General features: G+C 67.6%; 17 protein-coding genes. 3 read left to right on the top strand and 14 right to left on the bottom strand.

Annotated elements, in window-relative coordinates:
• Positions 1-2 precede the first annotated feature (2 nt).
• The 7 genes from K32_RS15700 to K32_RS15670 all read right to left on the bottom strand — a co-directional run bounded on the left by K32_RS15700 (position 3) and on the right by K32_RS15670 (position 6,914).
• Positions 3-284 carry a DUF2160 domain-containing protein gene (locus K32_RS15700; protein WP_201400420.1) on the bottom strand — a complete coding sequence of 94 codons (282 nt, stop codon included), beginning with the start codon at positions 282-284 and terminating at the stop codon, positions 3-5.
• Between the two features lie 73 nt (positions 285-357).
• On the bottom strand, positions 358-1,134 hold the full coding sequence (locus tag K32_RS15695; RefSeq protein ID WP_201404521.1) for a carbohydrate ABC transporter permease: 777 nt from the start codon (positions 1,132-1,134) through the stop codon (positions 358-360).
• Positions 1,135-1,262: 128 nt separating this feature from the next.
• Complete coding sequence (locus tag K32_RS15690; protein ID WP_201400419.1) at positions 1,263-2,132, bottom strand: carbohydrate ABC transporter permease; 870 nt, start codon at positions 2,130-2,132, stop codon at positions 1,263-1,265.
• Positions 2,125-3,225 (bottom strand): ABC transporter ATP-binding protein, encoded by a 1,101-nt coding sequence (locus K32_RS15685; RefSeq protein WP_201400418.1) that lies wholly within the window; start codon positions 3,223-3,225, stop codon positions 2,125-2,127. The genes K32_RS15690 and K32_RS15685 overlap by 8 nt, the downstream gene beginning before the upstream one ends.
• Positions 3,226-3,236: 11 nt before the next feature.
• Positions 3,237-4,322, bottom strand: a complete 1,086-nt coding sequence (locus K32_RS15680) for an ABC transporter ATP-binding protein (protein ID WP_201400417.1) — start codon at positions 4,320-4,322, stop codon at positions 3,237-3,239.
• Between the two features lie 27 nt (positions 4,323-4,349).
• Positions 4,350-5,864 (bottom strand): glycerol-3-phosphate dehydrogenase, encoded by a 1,515-nt coding sequence (gene glpD / locus K32_RS15675; protein WP_244669996.1) that lies wholly within the window; start codon positions 5,862-5,864, stop codon positions 4,350-4,352.
• 267 nt (positions 5,865-6,131) lie between these two features.
• A complete protein-coding gene (locus K32_RS15670; protein ID WP_201404520.1) occupies positions 6,132-6,914 on the bottom strand; it encodes a DeoR/GlpR family DNA-binding transcription regulator in 783 nt (260 codons plus the stop codon).
• 223 nt (positions 6,915-7,137) lie between these two features.
• On the opposite strand from K32_RS15670, the gene K32_RS15665 reads away from it, so the two are divergent.
• Complete coding sequence (locus K32_RS15665) at positions 7,138-8,592, top strand: glycosyltransferase family 4 protein (protein ID WP_201400415.1); 1,455 nt, start codon at positions 7,138-7,140, stop codon at positions 8,590-8,592.
• Here K32_RS15665 and K32_RS15660 read toward each other — a convergent pair.
• From K32_RS15660 to K32_RS15645, 4 genes are all read right to left on the bottom strand, one after another.
• Positions 8,520-9,431: a sugar phosphate isomerase/epimerase gene (locus tag K32_RS15660; RefSeq protein ID WP_201400414.1), complete on the bottom strand. Its 912-nt coding sequence runs from the start codon at positions 9,429-9,431 to the stop codon at positions 8,520-8,522. The genes K32_RS15665 and K32_RS15660 overlap by 73 nt on opposite strands.
• Before the next feature lie 221 nt (positions 9,432-9,652).
• Positions 9,653-10,870 (bottom strand): NAD(P)/FAD-dependent oxidoreductase, encoded by a 1,218-nt coding sequence (locus tag K32_RS15655; RefSeq protein WP_244669539.1) that lies wholly within the window; start codon positions 10,868-10,870, stop codon positions 9,653-9,655.
• A gap of 27 nt (positions 10,871-10,897) precedes the next feature.
• On the bottom strand, positions 10,898-11,227 hold the full coding sequence (locus K32_RS15650; protein WP_201400412.1) for a MocE family 2Fe-2S type ferredoxin: 330 nt from the start codon (positions 11,225-11,227) through the stop codon (positions 10,898-10,900).
• 357 nt (positions 11,228-11,584) lie between these two features.
• Complete coding sequence (locus K32_RS15645; RefSeq protein ID WP_201400411.1) at positions 11,585-12,679, bottom strand: fatty acid desaturase family protein; 1,095 nt, start codon at positions 12,677-12,679, stop codon at positions 11,585-11,587.
• Positions 12,680-12,858: 179 nt separating this feature from the next.
• Between K32_RS15645 and K32_RS15640 the strand changes: the two genes are divergently transcribed.
• Together K32_RS15640 and K32_RS15635 are read left to right on the top strand one after the other, a co-directional pair.
• Entirely contained in the window at positions 12,859-13,893 is a 1,035-nt protein-coding gene (locus K32_RS15640) for a LacI family DNA-binding transcriptional regulator (protein WP_201400410.1), read from the top strand.
• Between the two features lie 134 nt (positions 13,894-14,027).
• Positions 14,028-15,128 carry an FUSC family protein gene (locus tag K32_RS15635; RefSeq protein WP_201400409.1) on the top strand — a complete coding sequence of 367 codons (1,101 nt, stop codon included), beginning with the start codon at positions 14,028-14,030 and terminating at the stop codon, positions 15,126-15,128.
• A gap of 9 nt (positions 15,129-15,137) precedes the next feature.
• On the opposite strand, the gene iolB is transcribed toward K32_RS15635, so the two are convergent.
• From iolB to iolD, 3 genes are all read right to left on the bottom strand, one after another.
• A complete protein-coding gene (gene iolB / locus K32_RS15630; protein ID WP_201400408.1) occupies positions 15,138-15,935 on the bottom strand; it encodes a 5-deoxy-glucuronate isomerase in 798 nt (265 codons plus the stop codon).
• Between the two features lie 10 nt (positions 15,936-15,945).
• A complete protein-coding gene (gene iolE, locus K32_RS15625) occupies positions 15,946-16,830 on the bottom strand; it encodes a myo-inosose-2 dehydratase (protein ID WP_201400407.1) in 885 nt (294 codons plus the stop codon).
• A gap of 261 nt (positions 16,831-17,091) precedes the next feature.
• The gene (gene iolD, locus K32_RS15620; protein ID WP_201400406.1) at positions 17,092-18,939 is read right to left on the bottom strand and encodes a 3D-(3,5/4)-trihydroxycyclohexane-1,2-dione acylhydrolase (decyclizing); all 1,848 of its coding nucleotides are present in this window, start codon (positions 18,937-18,939) and stop codon (positions 17,092-17,094) included.
• Between the last annotated feature and the right edge of the window lie 215 nt (positions 18,940-19,154).

Genomic DNA, 19,154 nt, shown 5'->3' with positions numbered 1-19,154 from the left:
TCTCACACCCAGCGGAACACCAGCACCGCATAGACGAGAGAGAGACCGAGCGCCCACCAGAGGTTCGGGCCGACCAGGCCGAGCCAGGCGAGGCAGATGAAGGCGCTGCCGAGCAGCGAAACGAACAGCCGGTCGCCACGCGTCGTCTCGAAGCGCAGGATGCCGGTCCGCGGCGCGCCGCCGGGGCTGACATATTCCCAGACCCCCATGCCGCAGAGGATCAGGAAGATCGTCGCGAAGAAGATCGCGGTCGGCGGCGTCCAGGCCATCCAGGCGAAGTTCATCTGACCCTCCCCAGGGCGAAGCCCTTGGCGATGGTGTTGCGGATAATGCCCGTCACGGGCGAGCGGCTGGCCATCAGACCCTCCCCAGGGCAAAGCCCTTGGCGATGTAATTGCGGACAAACCAGATCACGAGCGCGCCGGGGATGATGGTGAGCACGCCGGCCGCCGCCAGCACGCCCCAGTCGAGCCCGGAAGCGGAGACGGTGCGGGTCATGATCGCCGCGATCGGCTTCGCCGCCGTCGTCGTCAGCGTGCGGGCGAGCAGCAGCTCGACCCAGGAGAACATGAAGCAGAAGAAGGCGGCGACGCCGATGCCCGATGCGATCAGCGGCATGAAGATCTTCACGAAGAAGCGCGGGAAGGAATAGCCGTCGATATAGGCGGTCTCGTCGATCTCGCGCGGCACGCCGGACATGAAGCCTTCCAGAATCCAGACCGCCAGCGGCACGTTGAACAGGCAATGCGCCAGCGCCACCGCGATGTGGGTGTCGATCAGGCCGAAGGCGGAATAGAGCTGGAAGAAGGGCAGCGCGAACACCGCCGGCGGCGCCATGCGGTTGGTGAGCAGCCAGAAGAACAAATGCTTGTCGCCGAGGAAGCGGTAGCGCGAGAAGGCGTAGGCCGCCGGCAACGCCACGGCGATCGAGATCACCGTGTTCATCACCACATAAGTGATCGAGTTGATATAGCCATTGTACCAGGACGGATCGGTGAAGATGACCATGTAGTTGCGCAAGGTCGGATCGTTCGGCCACAGCGAGAAGGTGTTGGTGATCTCGACATTGGTCTTGAAGCTCATGTTGACGAGCCAGTAGATCGGCAGCAGCAGGAAGGTGAGGTAGAGCGTCATCACCAGCCAGCCGAGATGCAGCGGCTTGCGCACCTTGGGTGGCGCGACGAAGCCGTGGGCCTTGGCGGCGTTGGCGGCGCGCGTGCCGGCCTTGCTGTCCAGATCGATGCTCTTGCTGACGCCGGTGCTCACTGTCCGCCCCGCTCGTAGTTCGTCATGACCGTGTAGAAGATCCAGGAAAGCAGCAGCACGATCAGGAAGTAGATGATCGACATCGCCGCCGCCGGGCCGAGGTCGAACTGGCCGACCGCCATCTTGACCAGGTCGATGGAGAGGAAAGTCGTCGAGTTGCCGGGGCCGCCGCCGGTGACGACGAAGGGCTCGGTGTAGATCATGAAACTATCCATGAAGCGCAGCAGAACGGCGATCAGCAGCACGCGGTTCATCTTCGGCAACTGGATGTAGCGGAAGACGGCCCAGCGCGAGGCGCCGTCGATGCGGGCCGCCTGGTAATAGGCCTCGGGGATCGAGACCAGGCCGGCATAGCAGAGCAGCGCCACCAGGCTGGTCCAGTGCCAGACATCCATCAGGATGATGGTGAACCAGGCGTCGAGGGGATCGCGGACATAATTGTAGTCGATGCCGATCGCTTCCAGCGTATGGCCGAGCAGGCCGATGTCGACGCGGCCGAACACCTGCCAGATGGTGCCGACGACGTTCCACGGAATGAGCAGCGGCAGCGCCATCAGCACCAGGCAGATCGAGACGCCGATGCCTTTTCGCGGCATGGAGAGCGCGACGACGATGCCGAGCGGGATCTGGATGGCGAGGATGATGGCGGAGAAGACGAGGTTGCGCGCCAGGGCCTGATGGAAGCGCGGGGAATGCAGCATTTCCTCGAACCAGGCGGTGCCGGCCCAAAAGAACTCGTTGTTGCCGAACGTATCCTGGACCGAATAGTTGACGACGGTCATCAGCGGGATGATCGCCGAGAAGGAAACCAGCAGCAGCACCGGCAGGACGAGGAACCAGGCCTTCTGGTTGGTGGGTCTATCCATGCTCAAGCCCCCTTGCCGGCGTGCCGTCGACCAGATGGCCGTCGACATAGACGTTGAGATGGGCGGGATCGAAGACGGCGCCGACATCGTCGGCGGGGAACTCGGTCCCCTCCGGCGCGATCGCCGCGATCTCGCGCTTCCCGAAGGCGAGGCGCGCGATCTTGTAGCTGCCGACATCCTCGACCTTGCGGATCGTTACCGGCAGGCCCTCGCCACGGGCGACGCGGATGAATTCCGGCCGGATGCCGAGCTCGACCTTGCGGTCGCTCGTCGACTTGCCATAGGCGCGGGGCAGGTGGATCGCCGTGCCGTCCACTGTCGCCACCGTGCCGTCGATCTCGGCGGCGAGCACGTTCATGCCCGGCGAACCAATGAAATAGCCGACGAAGGTATGGGCCGGACGTTCGAACAGTTCGGCGGGCGTGCCCATCTGCACCACCTCGCCCTCATACATGACGACGACCTTGTCGGCGAAGGTCAGCGCCTCGGTCTGGTCATGCGTGACATAGACCATGGTGTAGCCGGACTTTTTGTGCAGCTGCTTCAACTGCGAACGCAGCTGCCATTTGAGTAGGGGGTCGATGACGGTCAGCGGCTCGTCGAACAGGATGGCGGCGACGTCGGCGCGGACGAGGCCGCGGCCGAGCGAGATCTTCTGCTTGGCGTCGGCGGTGAGCCCCCGGGCGCGCTTCTTGAGCACGTCCGTCATTTCCAGCATGGCGGCGATCTCGCGCACCCGCGCATCGACGGCGGGTGCGGGAACGCGGCGGTTGCGCAAGGGGAAGGCGAGATTGTCGTAGACGGTCATGGTGTCGTAGATGACCGGGAACTGGAACACCTGCGCGATGTTGCGCGCCTCGGTCGGCATGGCGGTGACGTCGACGCCGTCGAACAGCACCTGGCCGTGGCTCGGCGTGATCAGCCCGGAAATGATGTTCAAAAGCGTGGTCTTGCCGCAGCCGGAAGGGCCGAGCAGCGCATAGGCGCCGCCATCCTCCCAGGTGTGGTTGAGCGGCTTCAGCGCATAGTCGCGCGGTTCTTTCGGGTTCGGTAGGTAGGCGTGGGCGAGATTGCGAAGATCGATCCTGGCCATCTCTGATCCCTTCAGGCCGCCATCGCCGGCGGCGTTGCCACGGCGCGGCCGCTGTCGGCGGAAAACACGAAGAAGCGTTCCGGATCGAGCCGGACCTCGACGCGGGCGCCGATCTCGATCGGCTTGATGCCGTGCACCAGGCCGACCCAGCGGCCGTCCGGGGAATCGAGATGGACGAAGCTTTCCGAGCCGGTGATCTCGGTGATCGCAACCGTCGCCGGCACGGCGATCGTCGCGGCCTCGGTCGGCTCGAGATGCAGATCATGCGGACGGAAGCCGAACAGATAGGCGCCGTCGGCGAGGCGGCCGAGCCGGCCCGTCGCCGGCAGCGTCGCGCCGTCGGAAAGCGCGATGGCGGCGCCCGACTTGGTGGCGCGCAGCGTGTTCATCGGCGGGTCGGAGAAGGTGGTCGCGGTGATCAGGTCGGCCGGGCGGCGATAGACGTCCGTCGTCGGCCCGAACTGGGTGATGCGGCCCATGGAAAGCGTCGCCGTATTGCCGCCGAGCAGCAGCGCCTCGGTCGGCTCGGTGGTGGCGTAGACGAAGATCGCGCCGGTCTCGGCGAACAGGCGGGGCAGCTCGGCGCGGAGTTCCTCGCGCAATTTGTAATCGAGATTGGCGAGCGGCTCGTCGAGCAGGACGAGATCTGCCTTCTTCACCACGGCGCGGGCGAGCGCCGTGCGCTGCTGCTGGCCGCCGGAAAGCTCGAGCGGCGTCCGCTCCAGCATCGGCGTCAGGCGCATCAGTTCGGCCGCGTCGCGGACCCGCCGGTCGATGGTGGCGCGGTCGACGCCGGCGACGCGCAGCGGCGAGGCGATGTTCTCGTAGACCGTCAGCGTCGGATAATTGATGAACTGCTGGTAGACCATGGCGATGTTGCGCTTCTGGACCGGCACGCCGGTCACCCGGACGCCGTTCACATACACATCGCCGCTGGTCGGCGCGTCGAGGCCGGCCATCAGCCGCATCAACGTCGTCTTGCCGGATAGGGTCGGGCCCAGCAGGACGTTGAGCGAGCCGCTTTCGAGGACGAGCGAAACGTCCTCGATATGCGTTGCCGCCCCGACCTTTCGGGTCACTTGCCTCAGTTCGAGCATGGCTCCTCCCGTGCCCGATGCGGCCCTCTATTGCGCCGCTGTCGGTAGTCTCTCCTGCATGGCATTGCGCATGTAGTCGTCGAGCGCGGCGATCTCCGTCGCCGTCATCCGAAGACCGAGCTTGCTGCGTCGCCAGACGATGTCGGCGGCGCCTCGGGCCCATTCCTGGTCGATGAGATAGTGGACCTCCGCCGCGGTGAGTCCAGCGCCGAAAGCCCGGCCGAGATCGGCCGCCGTCTTCGCCGATCCGAGGATCCGGCGGGTCCGGGTTCCGTAGTGGCGGGCGAGCCGCCGGAGAAGCGACGCGTCGAGGCGCGGATAGTCCGCGACCAGGCTTGCTACCAGCGCCTCGAAGCCGTCGACGGGGAAGTCGCCGCCGGGCAGCGCCGCCTTTTTCGTCCAGGGCGCGCCGCGCTTGCCGAGCACCGTCTCGACATGTTCCAGCACATGCTCGGCCAGCCGCCGCGACGTGGTGATCTTGCCGCCGAAGACCTGGATGATCTTCGGTGCGTCGGCGGCGCCGTCGACCTTCAGCACATATTCGCGGGTGGCTTCCTGGGCGCTGGTGGCGCCGTCGTCATAGAGCGGCCGCACGCCCGAATAGCTCCAGACGATCTGGTCCGAACGCACCGGCTTCTTGAAATATTCGCTCGCCGCCGCGCAGAGATATTCCGTCTCCTCGGCGGAGATGGCGACGTCCTTCAGTTCGCCGTGATAGTCCCGGTCGGTGGTGCCGATCAGGGTGAAATCATCCTCATAGGGGATGGCGAAGATGATGCGGCCGTCGGCGTTCTGGAAGATGTAGCAGCGGTCATGGTCGAAGATCCGCGGCACGACGATGTGGCTGCCCTGAACCAGGCGGACGTGATGGCCGGCGTCGGCGCCGGCGATGCCGCGCAGGACGCGGTCGACCCAGGGGCCGGCGGCGTTGATCAGGAGCCGCGTTTCCACCTGCCGCGTCTCGCCGGTGACGGTGTCGGTCAGCGTGACCTGCCAATGATCGCCGATCCGCTCGGCGGCGGTGACGCGGGTGCGCGTCGAAATCTCGGCGCCGCGATCGGCGGCGTCGCGGGCGTTCAGCACGACGAGGCGCGCGTCGTCTACCCAGCAGTCGGAATATTCGAAGCCCCGGCGGAAATCGCCCTTGAGCGGCGCGCCGGTGCCGTCGCGCGTCAGGTCGAGCGCCTGGGTTGCCGGCAGCAGCTTGCGGCCGCCGATATGGTCATAGAGGAAGAGGCCGAGGCGCAGCAGCCAGGCGGGGCGAAGGCCCTTGTGGTGCGGCAGCACGAAGCGCAGCGGCCAGATGATGTGCGGCGCGTTCGACCAGAGCACCTCGCGCTCCATCAGCGCCTCGCGCACCAGGCGGAACTCGTAATGCTCGAGATAGCGCAGCCCGCCATGGACCAGCTTGGTCGAGCGCGAGGAGGTGCCGCTCGCGAGGTCGGCCATCTCGGCAAGGCCGACCGAGTAGCCGCGGCCGACCGCGTCGCGGGCGATTCCGGCGCCGTTGACGCCGCCGCCGATGATGAAGATGTCCAGCATGGTCACGACGCAGCGCTCTCCTGTGCGGCGCAGCATAATAATTTCATAACGAAACTCGATTGGCAGGATAAGCGAAAGCCAACGCGGGTCAAGTGAAAGTAACGTGAAACGGCGCGGCGCGTGACCGCGGGCGGCAAGGCCTTGGCAAGGCTGCGCGATTTCGCCTTCGCTCCGGCGGGAGCGGTGAGAGGGCGGTCGGGAGGCGGTGGGTTCGGTTGGCGCCGGAAACGCGGAATCGCCGGCGCGGGCGGCGCGTGCGCCGCAGCGTCAGGCGTCGAGTTCGGCCGTTTCCGGCAGCGCTTCGATCAGCTCGACGTCGCTGTCGGCGCAGATCTGGCGGATGCGGTCGCTCGGGCAATGGTCGGTGACGAAGGTGTGGATCTGCTTGAGGCTGCCGATGCGCACCGGCGCGGTGCGGGCGAACTTGGTCTGGTCCGAGGCGAGAATGACGTGGCGGGCATTGGCGATGATCGCCTGCGCCACCTTCACCTCGCGAAAATCATAGTCGAGCAGCGAGCCGTCCTCGTCGATCGCCGAGGTGCCGACGATGGCGTAGTCGACCTTGAACTGGCGGATGAAATCGATCGCCGCCTCGCCGACGATGCCGCCGTCGGAGCTGCGCACGACGCCGCCGACGATCACGACCTCGATCTGCGGATAGGGCCGCATGATGTGGGCGACGTTGATGTTGTTGGTGATCACCATCAGCCCCTGGTGCTGCAGCAGCGCCTGCGCCACCGCCTCGGTGGTGGTGCCGATGTTGATGAAGAGCGACGCCTCGTTCGGGATGATCGACGCCACCGCCTGGCCGATCGCCGCCTTCTCGCGCGCGGCGATCTGCGAGCGCGCCTCGTAGCCGACATTCTCGATGCCGGAGGCGAGGATGGCGCCGCCATGCGTGCGGGCCATCAGCTTGCGGTCGCAGAGGTCGTTCAGGTCCTTGCGGATCGTCTGCGGCGTGACGCCGAACTGGATCGCCAGCTCGTCGACCATGACGCGCCCGCGCTGCTTGGCGATTTCGAGGATGGCGGTCTGACGGGAGGGAGGCATCACGTTCGGCTTTCGAATGGTTCGATCGGTGCGCGAAGCGAAACTAGCATATTCGCATCGGCGTGGATTGTCTTGGCGAGCGAATATCACAGCCCGGTTGAATCCTGAGCCAGCTCAACCCCCGCAGCGTAGACAGGCCAGACCATATGGCTACGAGTGTGTCAGGGTTCCTTATTAGGTCGGCTGGGTGTTTTCTCTCTTTCAACGGATGAAGCGGCAGGACTTGCCGTCGCCCGGCGACGTGCCGGCGCGGGATTATCTTGTCGTTTCGGAATGCTATCCACCGAACTCGGTCGGAGGCGCCGAACTTAGTCTTGCCTCGACGCTGTCGGCGAGCCGGGTGGCGGCGGATATTCTGGTCGTCAACATTCTCGGCCGGGCGCCGCAAGTCACGCAGCATCGGGTCGACGGCATTCCGGTGATCGAGCTGCCGCCGCAGGCGAAATGGCCCTATCACCGCCTGTCCGAGGCCGAGCGGGCGCGCATCCAGGCGGAGCTGCCGAAGCCGATCGGCTGGCTTCTCTTCGCCTTCCACGCGCTCGCCTATCTGCTCTCCGGCCGCCTCGACCGGGTCGTCGCGCGCTTCCTGATGCTGGCGACGCTGCCGTTCCGCGTCCGCCGCAACGGGCCCTTCGCGCCTTTCGATACCGAGGACACCGGCTACTGGTCCCTCGCGCTCCGGCGGATTCTGGCGGCGAGCGGCGCCTCGACCGTGCATGGCGACAATCTGCTCGGCATCCTGCTGACGCAGGCGGCGGGCGGGGCGGCGGCGCGGCGCGTCGGCGTCGTGCGCGACAACCGCTTCCTGTGCGTGCGGCGCGACCAGCAGACGCGGATGGGCGGCAAGGTCTGCGTCGCCTGTCACGCCGAGTGCCATACCGGCACCCGCTTCGCCGACCGGCGGCTCCGGCGGATCGCCCGCCATATCGGCTGGATGCGGCGCCGGGCGCTGCGCGGTTTCGACGAGGTCGTGGTGACGAGCCGCTATCTGGAGCGCCAGATTCGTAGTCTGGGGGCGATGCCGCCTTTGACGCGGATCGCCAATCCGGCCGGCGACGCCTCGGGCCGGGATACGCCGGCCGTCCCCGAATGGGACGGCACCAACATCTTCATCGTCGGCCAGATCCACGACAACAAGGGCCAGGAGGCACTGGTCGCGTGGCTGCCGGAGCTGATCCGGCGCATCCCGGACGTGAAACTGCATTTCGCCGGCCGGGGCGACGCGGCGCGCGACCGCATGATCGCGGCGGCGGGCGCCGAGGCCGGCCGGCTGCGGTTCCACGGCTATGTCAGCCGCGACGACATCCGCGCGCTCTATCAGAGCTGCCAGATCGCGGCGTTGCCGACCCGCTGGCCGGAACCGTTCGGCCGCGTGCCGCTGGAGGCAGGGATCGAGCGCAAGCCCGTCATCGCCTTCGGCGTCGGCGGCCTGCCGGAGCAGATCGTGCACGGCGTCACCGGCCTGGTCGTCCCGGCTGGCGACTATGCTGGCTTCGTCGACGCGCTGGCCAAGTTGGCAGCGGATCCGTCGCTGCGCGAGCGGCTCGGCGCGGCGGCGGCGCGTCATGTCGCGGCGCGCTACGACCGCAACGAGACGGCCCGCGCCTATGAGGCGCTCTGGCAGTCGCCCGTCGCCGTCTCCGACGGCTCCAGAACGCGCCGGATCGCGTCGGGCTGACGTCCGCGCGGCGTGCTCGCCCAGAGGTCGCGCGCGAGATCCTTCAGCATCAGCGCTTCCTGCCAGCGATCGACGAGGTCGACGCCGTCCGGCCCGCGGATCGCATAGGGGCTCGGCCCCAGCTCGCAGGTGAAGGAAAGCGTGTCGTCCGGCCCGGCGCGCCGGCTCCAGCTCTCGAACAGATAGCCCCACCAGGCGAGGAACTGGTCGAGATAGGGCTTGTTGTGCGGGAAGGAGATCTCGACCTGCACCTGCTCGGGGCTGGCGACACGGCCATGCGCGGCCCAGGCGTGGTCGAGGACCCGCTTGATCTGGTCGTCCATTTCCCGCGGCACCGGCGGCTCGGGAAATTCGCGCCCGACCATGAAATGCGAGAGGTCCGCGAGCAGCTTCAGCTCCGGCATGGCGTCGAGGATGTCGAGCGTCACCAGGAGGTCGTTGGTGATGCGGCCGCGATGCGTCTCGACATAGACCGGCACGTCCGACGCCTCGGCCAGGCGGTTCCAGCCCTCGAGGATGCGCAGGCTTTCGGAAAGCGCGCGCGGGCGGACGTCCGGCTGGATGGTCAGGTGATGGATGCCGTAGCGGTTGGCGAGTTCCAGCGTCGGCTTCAGATCCTCGATCGTCGCCGGGAAGCACTGGCCCTCGATCAGCAGGCCGTTGTCGCCGGCGGCCGCGGCGAGCGGCGCCGCCAGTTCGGGCGTAAAGAACAGATGGGTGACGCCGTCGAAGCCGGCGGCGGCGGCTTCCGCCACCATGTCGGCGAGCGGCAGGTCGGCTGCGCGCCCCTTCAGGCGCTGCATGCCCCACATCGATTCGAACACGAGCAGGCGTTGCATGGGCTGAGATCCTTTGGAATGTTCGGAGTGTCTTTACTGGCAGCCGCCAGCGCGGTCGAGGACGAGGTTCACAGGGGCGTGGTCTCAGAGCTCAGGGCGGGCGTCTTGGCGTCGAGGCTTCGGCTGCATGGATCCCTGCTTTCGCAGGGATGACGGCGGAGGGTATTGCGCCGCCGGCGTCTCTCCTATCCGGCCGCGGCGTCTTTCGACCTCGATCAAGCTCACCCCGCCAAAAGCCCCTTGAGCTTCACCGTCGCGTCCGCGAGCGCCGCCTTGTCCGGCGTCGCGCGCTTCGCGATCAGCATTTCGGCGAGGCGGACGTCTCTGGCGATCCTGCCGTTCGGCCCGACGGCGCTGGCGGCGACCAGGCGGCCGTCGCCCGCGAGGTGGAAATCGAGACGCGCCCCGTCGCCGAGATCGCGGGTGATCGTCTCGCGTCCCTCGTCCGGCAATCCGGCAATCTGCAGGGTGAGGTCGTACTGGTCCGACCAGAACCACGGCACCGCCGCATAGGGTTCCTCGCTTCCGAGCATGCCGGCGGCGGCCGCGTTGCCCTGGTCCTGCGCGTTGCGCCAGGCCTCGAGCCGCAGCCGGCGGCCGCCATAAAGCGCGTGCGGAAACGAGCAGCAATCGCCGGCGGCGAAGATGTCGGGATCCTCGGTCGCGAGCCGCGCGTCGACGGCGACGCCGTTGTCGATGGCAAGGCCGGCGCGCGCGGCGAGGCCGGTCTCCGGCACGGCGCCGATGCCGGCGACGATCGCGTCGCAGGCGATGCGCTCGCCGGTCGAAAGCCGGATGGCATGGCCGTTGGCGTCCGTCTCGATGTGGACGATGCCGGTGCCGGTCAAAATTCGTACCCCTTCCGTCGCGTGACGCGCCGCGAGGATGGCGGCGATGTCAGCCGGGACCGCGCGGGCAAGCAGGCGCGGCGCCAGCTCGATCAGCGTCACCTCGGCGCCACGGGCGCGCGCGGCGGCCGCGAGCTCCAGCCCGATGAAGCCGCCGCCGATGATCGCGACGTGCTGCCCCGGCCGCAGCCGGGCGCGCAGAGCGCGCGCGTCGTCGAAGGTGCGCAGCGTCAGCGCATTGTCCGCGCCCTCGACGGACAGTCGACGGGCGCTGGCGCCGGTCGCGAGCAGCAGCCGGTCATAGGCGAGCGGCTCGTTGTCGGCGAGTTCGATCTGATGCGCGGCGCGGTCGATGGCGAGGACCCGAGTGTGGGATCGATGCGTGATGCCGTGCTCGGCCTGCCGCTCCGGCGTCAGGATGATGGTGGCGCGAGGTTCCGGCGCGTCGGTCAGCGCGGATTTCGAAAGCGGCGGGCGCTCATAGGGGCCGTGCGGTTCGTCGCCGACGAGGGTTATTTTGCCGGCAAAGCCTTGCTCGCGCAGCGCCATGGCGGCGCGCGCACCGGCCTCGCCGGCGCCGATCACCACCATCGATTCCCCTAGCGATCCGCGCATCGCTCAGGCCAGACCGAGCAGGACTTTGCCGCCGTCGAGCTTGACCGGGTAGGTCTTCAGATTGACGCAGACCGGCGCGCCCTTGGCCTGGCCGGTGCGATAGTCGAAGCGGCCATTGTGCTTGGGGCATTCGATGATGTGGTCCATGACCAGGCCATCGGCGAGGTGGATCTGCTCATGCGTGCAGAGCCCGTCCGTGGCGAAGTATTCGTCATCCGGCGAGCGGTAGATCGCATAGGTATGGCCGTCATGATCGAAGCGGACGACGTCCTCCTCGTCGATCGCGTCGGCAGCGCAGGCCTCGATCCATCGTGTCGCGGTGGTGGTGGTCATGCGGGTCTCCTCGCTCGATTTCGTGTTCCGGTCGGTGTCGCTCTGGTTTTTCACCGCCCATGAGAGGTGTGGGAGTAGCAAAGCCATCATCCTGAGGTGCCCGGCGAAGCCGGGCCTCGAAGGAGGGTCCAGGGGGCTCCCCCGGATAGGGATCGGGGCGGACCTCCCGATTTCGACGGCACAATGGAGCGCTCCGCTGGATCCTCCTTCGAGGCTTCGCTTCGCGAAGCACCTCAGGATGATGGCAGAGGGGATTGATTGGCCTGGGAGCTTTCCATCTCAAAACCGCCACCACCCCATCATGCTGAGGAGGGCCGAAGGCCCGTCTCGAAGCACGCACGGCATTTCAGCCGCACCTCACTCCGCCGGCGCCGCCGCGACGAACGCGGTGCCGTGGTTGTGCGGCACGGACTTGGCAGGATCGGGCAGCTGCCGCTGAACGAAATAGCCGGGCTCGCGCACCTGGCGCAGCAGCGTCGGGATGATCTCGGCATAGGCTTCCCAGAGACCGTCATACGGCTTCGGGCAATCGTCCTTGATCGCGGCGTGCAGCTTCGGCAGCGCGTGATAGGGCACCATCGGGAACATGTGGTGCTCCACGTGGTAGTTCATGTTGAGGTAGAGGAAGCGGTAGACCGGGTTCATGTAGACGGTGCGGCTGTTCAGCCGGTGGTCGAGCACGTCCTCGTCGAGGCCGGCGTGTTGCGTCAGCCCGAAGATGACGACGAAGGGCGCGCCATAGAGCGTCGGCAGGCCGATGAACATCGCCGGCAGGATCGAGCCGATGGCGACGCACCAGAGCGCGACGGCGGCGAGGATGGCGAGCCAGGCGCGCGCGATCCAAGTGACCTTGTTGCGCTCCATCTCGGGGATGTAGGTCTTCTCTTCCTCGGTCAGCCGGCCGGTCGCGTGCAGGAGGATCTTCTTCATCGCGACGTAGCTGCTCTTGAGCGCGAACAGGTTGAGCAGGATGCCGAGAATGTCAGGCGGGCGCGGCGCGGCGATCTCGGGATCGCGGCCGACGATGATCGTGTCGGTGTGGTGGCGGGTATGGCTCCAGCGCCAGACGGTCGGCTCGCGCAGGATCATGAAGCAGGCGATCTGGTAGACGACATCGTTCATCCAGCGCGTCTTGAACGCCGTGCCGTGGCCGCATTCGTGCCAGCGCGAATCCGAGGCCGAGCCGTAGAGGATGCCGTAGACGGCGAAGAACGGCACGGCCCACCACGTGCCCCAGAACCAGTAGCCGCCGAGGCCGGAGAGGAAGAGCGCCGCGAACCAGATCGCCGTGTCGCGCAGCGCCGGACCGTCGGAGCGCTTCATTAGCGCCTTCAGCTCCTTGCGCGGGATCGGGCACTGATACCACTCGGCCGCCGCCAGGCCGTTTTCCTCGGCGAGCCGCGTGTCGCGGCCGATCAGCGAATAGTCGCGGGGCGTGGTCCCGACCGTCATGCCGTTCCTCCGGAGCCGAAGCGTCCGTGCCCTCCGGACAGGGAAGGCCGCGCTTTTCATGTTTGGAGGGAGTCTAGTCTGGCCCGGTTCCCGGCTCAATCGAGGCATGATAGAATCTATCAAGCTCACTCAACGACGCTGCGGACTGCGATGATAGTTTCCATCATGGAAGACGAGCTATGGACGGCGTGAACCGGCCGACGATCCGCGATCTGGCGGTTGCCGCCGGCGTCGGCGTCGCGACCGTCGATCGCGTCTTGAATCAGCGCGCGCCCGTGCGCCGCGAGACGGCCGAGCGCGTCCTCGCCGCGGCGGAGGCGATCGGCTATCACGGCACCGGTTTGCTGAAGCGGCGGCTGGAGGAGACGGCGGCGGCGAAGAGCTTCGGCTTCCTGCTGCAGCGTCGCGGCGACGCCTTCTATCAGGAGATGGCGGCGGCGCTCGCCGGCGCCACCCGCGCCGCCAAGGGCGTGCGCGGCCGGCCGGTGGTCGAGTTCGTCGACGACATCTCCGCCGCAACCGTCGCCGACAAGCTGTTGGCGCTCGGCGCCCGCGTCGACGCGGTGGCGGTGGTCGCGGCCGACCATCCGCGCGTGACCGGGGCGGTCGAGGCGCTGCGGGCGCGCGGCGTCGGCGTGCTGACGCTGCTGTCGGAGCTTTCGGCGCCGTGCATCGGCCATGTCGGCATCGATCATCGCAAGGCGGGGCGCACGGCGGCCTGGGCGATCGCCCGGCTGGCGAAGGCGCCCGGTAGCGTCGGCATCTTCGTCGGCAGCCATCGCTATGTCGGGCACGAGCTCTCGGAGATCAGCTTTCGCGCCTATTTCCGCGAGCATGCGCCGGATTTTCGCCTGCTCGAGCCGCTCGCCAATCTCGAGGATCCGCATCTTGCGCATGAGGGCACGCTGGAACTTTTGAAGCGCAATCCCGACTTGGTCGGCATCTATGTCGCCGGCGGCGGCATGGCCGGGCTGATCTCGGCGCTGCGCGAGGCGGATCCGCAGCGGCGCATCATCGCCGTCTGCAACGAGCGGGTGCCCGAGACGCGCGCGGCGCTGGTCGACGGCGTCGTCGACGCGGTGATCGCGACGCCGGTGGCGGCGCTGGCCGAGCAGGCGGTCGCGATCATGACGCGCGCCGTCCGTCCGGCGGCCGGCGAGGGGGAGACGCGCATCCTGCTGCCCTTCGACCTCTATGTCGCCGAGAATGTCTGATCAGTGAGAATGTTGGATGAGCGAGAATGTTGGATGAGGATGTCACCGAATCCGGCATAGGGTGGGGCCTCGCCGCGCGATCCGGGTGCGGCGGCCGCGTCGAGGCGGGATATTCCGGATCAGGGGGCCTTTGCGTGCGGTTTACCGATCGTCGTTTTTTGAGCCGGATCCCGGTCCGGCGCTACAGCCAGGAGATGTTCGCGTTTCGCCGCGGCGACATCCGGGCCGAGACGGTCTTCGCCTGCATGCCGGCGATGGCGATCTGCCTCGCTGCCGGCATCGCGTTCGGGCGGCCGGATTTCGGCCTCGTCGCCGCCAGCGGCGCATTCTCGGTCGGCTTCGGCGCCTTCCAGCGCTTCACGGCGGTGCGCGCCGCGCCGATGATCTTCGCCATGGTCGGCATGACCGTCGCCGCCTGGGTAGGCTCGTTTTCCGGCAGCTACATGCCGCTGATGATCCTGTTCTCGGCGGTCGTCGGCGCGCTCTGCGGCGGCGCCAACGCCGCCGGCCCGGCGGCGTGGTGGATCACGCTGCAATGGGCGATCGCCTTCTTCGTCGCCGACGCCTATCCGGCCGACATGCAGGGCGCGCTCGGCCGGGCGGGCCTCATCTTCGCCGGCGGCATGCTGCAGATCGCGCTGGTGACGACGGTCTGGGCGCTGGCCGGCAAGTCGGCCATCATCCGCGAGCATGACGGCAGCGAGCACTGGCAGGACCTGTTCGCCGTGATGGGGCGCCGCCTGACCGGCCATTCCAACACGCTCCGGATCGCGATCGCCACGGCGCTTCTGGCCGTCCTGACCACGGTGATGACCAAGACGGCGCATATCCCGAACGGCTACTGGATCCCGGTCACCGCGCTGATCATCCTGAAGCCGCAGTCGGACAAGACGATCGAGCGCGTCATCTTCCGCATCTGCGGCACGGTCGCCGGCGCCGGCATCGCAACGCTGATCGCGGCGCTGCTGCGGCCGGGCGAGGAACTGCTGGCGGGCCTCGTCGTCGCGCTCGCAGGCCTCGCCTATGCCATGCAGCGCTCCGGCTACGGCGCCTTCGTCGCCAGCGTCACCGCCTGCGTCGCCTTCCTGGTGTCGCTCGCCGGCCTGCCGGAGATCCAGGTGGTCGAGCATCGCATCACGGCGACGGTGATCGGCGGGCTGCTGGCGCTGGTGACGGCGCTGCTGGTCGAGGTCTGGGACCGCCGCGCCGCGCCGCCGCCGGCCGAGGGCGGATGAGAGCAGCCGCTACTTCTTCAGCAGCCACTCATGCTCGGGGTCGTTGTGGAACTTCCAGGTCCGCTTCGGCCCGGCCATGACGTTGAGATAATAGAGGTCGTAGCCGTGGATGGTGGCGCAGGGGTGGTAGCCCCGGGGCACCAGCGTCACCACGCCGTCCTCGATCCGCATCGTCTCGTCGAGCGAGCGATCGTCGGTGTAGACGCGCTGGAAGGCGAAGCCCTGCGGCGGGTTCAGGCGGTGGTAATAGGTCTCCTCCAGCAGCGATTCCGCCGGCAGATTGTCGGTGTCGTGCTTGTGCGGCGGATAGCTCGAGGTGTGGCCGCCCGGCGTGATCACCTCCACGACGAGCAGCGAATCCGCCCGCTCGCCTTCGGGGAGGATGTTGGTGACGTAGCGCAGATTGGTGCCGGCGCCGCGCGTCTCCTGGCCGACATGGTCCGGCCCGATCAGGCGCGGCGGCAGGCCGCCGCCCGTCGACGGCGCCGAGCACACGGCGAGCGTCACCTCGGTCGTGGCGGTGACGGACCAGTCATGGTCGGCCGGCACATAGACCGAATGCGGCTTGCCCTCGAAGGGCGACATGCGTTCGCCGATCTCGCCGAAATCGACCTCCTCGCCGGTGACGCGGGCCTTGCCGGAGACGAGCACGAGGCAGACCTCCCGGTCGCCCGTATTGCCCTCCGCCGTCTCGCCGGGCGCGAGCCGATAGAGGTCGAAGCCGACATGGCCCCATCCCGCTGATTGCGGGGTGACGTGGACGACGCGGCCATGGTCGCCGGCGGGCTGGACGAGAAGGTCTGTCATCGCGGTCTCCTCAGCGCTTCAGGCCGGCTTCGTCGATGAAGCGGTTGAGATTGTCGAAGCCCAGTTTCACATAGCGCGCCGGCGGCGCCTTGACCGGGTCCTGCTCGGCCTCGATGACGATCCAGCCGGAATAATCCGGGATCTCGCGGAAGACGGAGACATAGTCGATCGAGCCGTCGCCGGGCACCGTATAGACGCCGGCGAGCACGCTCTGCAGGAACGACCAGTCCTGCGCCTCGGCCTCGCGTGCCACGTCGGTGCGGACGTCCTTGGTGTGCACATGGGCGATGCGGTCGCGATAATTCCGCGCCAGCCGGGCCGGATCGCCGCCGGCCCAGGTGATGTGACCGGTATCGAGCAGCAGCTTCACCGCCGGTCCGGTCGTCTCCATCATCCGGTCGACCTCGGCCTCTGTTTGCACGACCGTCCCCATGTGATGGTGATAGACGAGCGTCAGGCCCTCGCGGTCGAGATAGTCGGCGAAGCGGGTCAGCCCGGCCGAGAAACGGCCCCATTCCACCTCGGTCATCACCGGACGCTGCGACAGCGGCATCCCCTCCGTGCCATGCACGGTGCGGGTGCATTCGGCGACGATGAAGACCTTGCAGCCGAAGGCCTTCAGGAGGTCGATATGGGCGCGCGCCGCCTTGAACTCGTGCTCCGCGTCGCGCTCGAGCAGGAAGGTCGAATACCAGCCGCCGACGAGATCGAGCCCGTGCCCGGCGAGGATCGGCCGGAGCGCTTCCGCCTCGCGCGGAAACTTGTGGCCGAGTTCCATGCCCTCGATGCCGATGGCCTTCGCCTCCGACAGGCACTGCTCGAGCGGAATGTCGCCGCCGATCTCCTGCTTGTCGTCATTGGACCAGCAGATCGGGTTGGCGCCGATGCGGATCATGGATGCTTCCTCGTTTGCGTCGTCGGTGTCTGTTGTCTTTTAACGCGTCTCTCGGCCGTCATCCCGGGCAAGCGCAGCGCGACCCGGGATCCATTCGGCGGCAGGCGGTTGGATGGATCCCGGCTTTCGCCGGGATGACGGCGGAGTTTGTGGCTCCGTCGTCTTCCTTCGCATCGGGATCCACTGCCGGCGAACCCGGCTGTATGGATCCCCGCCTTCGCGGGGATGACGCCGGAGTATGGGCCTGCCGCATGGCCCGTCTCAATCCAGCGCGCGCTGCGCCTCGATCGCCTTTTCGTAGGCCTCGCGCGCCGCGTTGACCTGCTGGCGCGGGCTCACTTCCGGCACGGCGACGTCCCACCAGTGGCCGCCTTCCTGCGTGGTGACGAGCGGGTCGGTGTCGATCACCAGTACGGTCGTGCGGTCGTTCTTCACCGCGTCGGCCAGCGACGCCTCGAGATCGGCGATTGACGAGACTTTTTGGGCGATGGCGCCGAGGCTCGCCGCATGGGCGACGAAGTCGATCGCCGGCAAGACCTCGTGCTTGGCGTCCTTCAGCAGATTGTTGAAGTTGGCGCCGCCGGTCGCCATCTGCAGCCGGTTGATGCAGCCATAGCCGGCATTGTCGAGCACGACGATGGTAAGCCGCAGCCCCAGCATCACCGAGGTCGCGATCTCCGAATTCAGCATCAGATAGGAGCCGTCACCGACCAGGACGACGACCTCTTCCTGAGGCTTCGCCATCTTGACGCCGAGACCGCCGGCGATCTCGTAGCCCATGGTCGAATAGCCATATTCGAGATGGTAGGAGCCGGGCGCGCCCGCCTGCCAGAGCTTGTGCAACTCGCCCGGCAGGCCGCCGGCGGCGCAGACCACCGTCGCGTCCGCGCCGAGCGCCCGCTGCACGGCTCCGATCACCTGGCCGTCGGAGGGGAAGTCGGCATTGGTCGGGGCGGTCGCCTTGTCGGCCGCCTCGAACCAGCCCGTCCGGCCGCTTTCGGCCTTCTTCGTCCAGGCATCCGGCGCCGCATAGGCGCCGATCCCGAGCGCGATTTCCTTGAGCCCCGCCAGCGCGTCGGCGACGAGCGGCAGCGCCCGGTGCTTGGCGGCGTCGAAGGCCTGCGTGTTGAGGCCGATGATGGTCCTGCGATGGTTCTGGAACAGCGCCCAGGAACCGGTGGTGAAATCCTGCAGCCTCGTGCCGACGGCGAGGATCAGATCGGCTTCCTCGGCGAGCGCGTTGGCGGCCGAGGTGCCGGTGACGCCGATCGAGCCCATGTTGAGCGGATGGGCGGCCGGCAGCGAGGATTTGCCCGCCTGTGTCTCGGCAACCGGGATCCGGTGCGCTTCGGCGAAGGCGCGCAGCGTCTCGGTCGCGCCGGAATAGAGCACGCCGCCGCCGGCGATGATCAGCGGCTTCTCGGCCTTGGAGAGCGCAGCTATCGCCGCCGCCAGCTCGTCCTCGGAGGGGCGGACGCGGCGCGACGTCCAGACCCGTTCGGCGAAGAAGGCTTCGGGATAATCATACGCCTCCGCCTGCACGTCCTGGCAGAGCGACAACGTCACCGGCCCGCAATCGGCCGGGTCGGTCAGCACGGCCATGGCGCGCTCGAGCGCCGGGATGATCTGCTCCGGCCGCGTGATGCGGTCGAAATAGCGCGAGACGGGCCGGAACACGTCGTTGGCGGTAATGGTGCCGTCGCCAAAATCCTCGACCTGCTGCAGCACGGGATCGGGCCGGCGGTTGGCGAAGACGTCGCCGGGCAGGAACAGCACGGGCAGGCGGTTCACATGCGCCAGCGCGCAGGCCGTCACCATGTTGGTGGCGCCGGGGCCGATCGAGCTCGTCACCGCCATCATGCGGCGGCGGAAATTGGCCTTGGCATAGGCGATCGCCGCGTGGGCCATGCCTTGCTCGTTATGGGCGCGAAACGTCGGCAGGTCGTCGCGGCGCTGGTAGAGCGCCTCGCCGATGCCGGCGACGTTGCCATGGCCGAAGATCGCCCAGACGCCGCCGAAGATCGGCACGGTCTGGCCGCCGATCACGGTCTTCTGGCGGCTGAGAAAGCGCGTCAGCGCCTGCGCCATGGTCAGACGGATGGTGGTCATCGGACGGTTCCCTCGGTCATTCTTGTTCCTCCCTTCCCAGGCCCTCTGCCGGGGAAGTCTCCTCCCTCCGGCTCCGGAGAGGCTATTCCTTCGCCCCGCCGCAGGGGAGGGGGATTTCTTACCCTTGGGCGGCTCGCTCCGCTCGCCCCGGGCTTTGCTTCACCTCTCCCAGGGGGAGAGGTCGACGGCCGGAGGCTGGCGGGTGAGGGGTTCAG

Source organism: Kaistia sp. 32K (genome assembly GCF_016629525.1).
GTDB lineage: Bacteria > Pseudomonadota > Alphaproteobacteria > Rhizobiales > Kaistiaceae > Kaistia.
Note: the sequence above shows the minus strand (reverse complement) of the source record. Positions and strands in the feature narration are given on the sequence as shown.

Coding starts and splice junctions, on each gene's coding strand:
- K32_RS15700 (WP_201400420.1), bottom strand. CDS start 284: ATGAACTTCGCCTGGATGGCCTGGACGCCGCCGACCGCGATCTTCTTC.
- K32_RS15695 (WP_201404521.1), bottom strand. CDS start 1,134: ATGACGCTCTACCTCACCTTCCTGCTGCTGCCGATCTACTGGCTCGTC.
- K32_RS15690 (WP_201400419.1), bottom strand. CDS start 2,132: ATGGATAGACCCACCAACCAGAAGGCCTGGTTCCTCGTCCTGCCGGTG.
- K32_RS15685 (WP_201400418.1), bottom strand. CDS start 3,225: ATGGCCAGGATCGATCTTCGCAATCTCGCCCACGCCTACCTACCGAAC.
- K32_RS15680 (WP_201400417.1), bottom strand. CDS start 4,322: ATGCTCGAACTGAGGCAAGTGACCCGAAAGGTCGGGGCGGCAACGCAT.
- glpD (WP_244669996.1), bottom strand. CDS start 5,864: ATGCTGGACATCTTCATCATCGGCGGCGGCGTCAACGGCGCCGGAATC.
- K32_RS15670 (WP_201404520.1), bottom strand. CDS start 6,914: ATGCCTCCCTCCCGTCAGACCGCCATCCTCGAAATCGCCAAGCAGCGC.
- K32_RS15660 (WP_201400414.1), bottom strand. CDS start 9,431: ATGCAACGCCTGCTCGTGTTCGAATCGATGTGGGGCATGCAGCGCCTG.
- K32_RS15655 (WP_244669539.1), bottom strand. CDS start 10,870: ATGGTGGTGATCGGCGCCGGCGAGGCCGGTGCGCGCGCCGCCATGGCG.
- K32_RS15650 (WP_201400412.1), bottom strand. CDS start 11,227: ATGACCACCACCACCGCGACACGATGGATCGAGGCCTGCGCTGCCGAC.
- K32_RS15645 (WP_201400411.1), bottom strand. CDS start 12,679: ATGACGGTCGGGACCACGCCCCGCGACTATTCGCTGATCGGCCGCGAC.
- K32_RS15640 (WP_201400410.1), top strand. CDS start 12,859: ATGGACGGCGTGAACCGGCCGACGATCCGCGATCTGGCGGTTGCCGCC.
- iolB (WP_201400408.1), bottom strand. CDS start 15,935: ATGACAGACCTTCTCGTCCAGCCCGCCGGCGACCATGGCCGCGTCGTC.
- iolE (WP_201400407.1), bottom strand. CDS start 16,830: ATGATCCGCATCGGCGCCAACCCGATCTGCTGGTCCAATGACGACAAG.
- iolD (WP_201400406.1), bottom strand. CDS start 18,939: ATGACCACCATCCGTCTGACCATGGCGCAGGCGCTGACGCGCTTTCTC.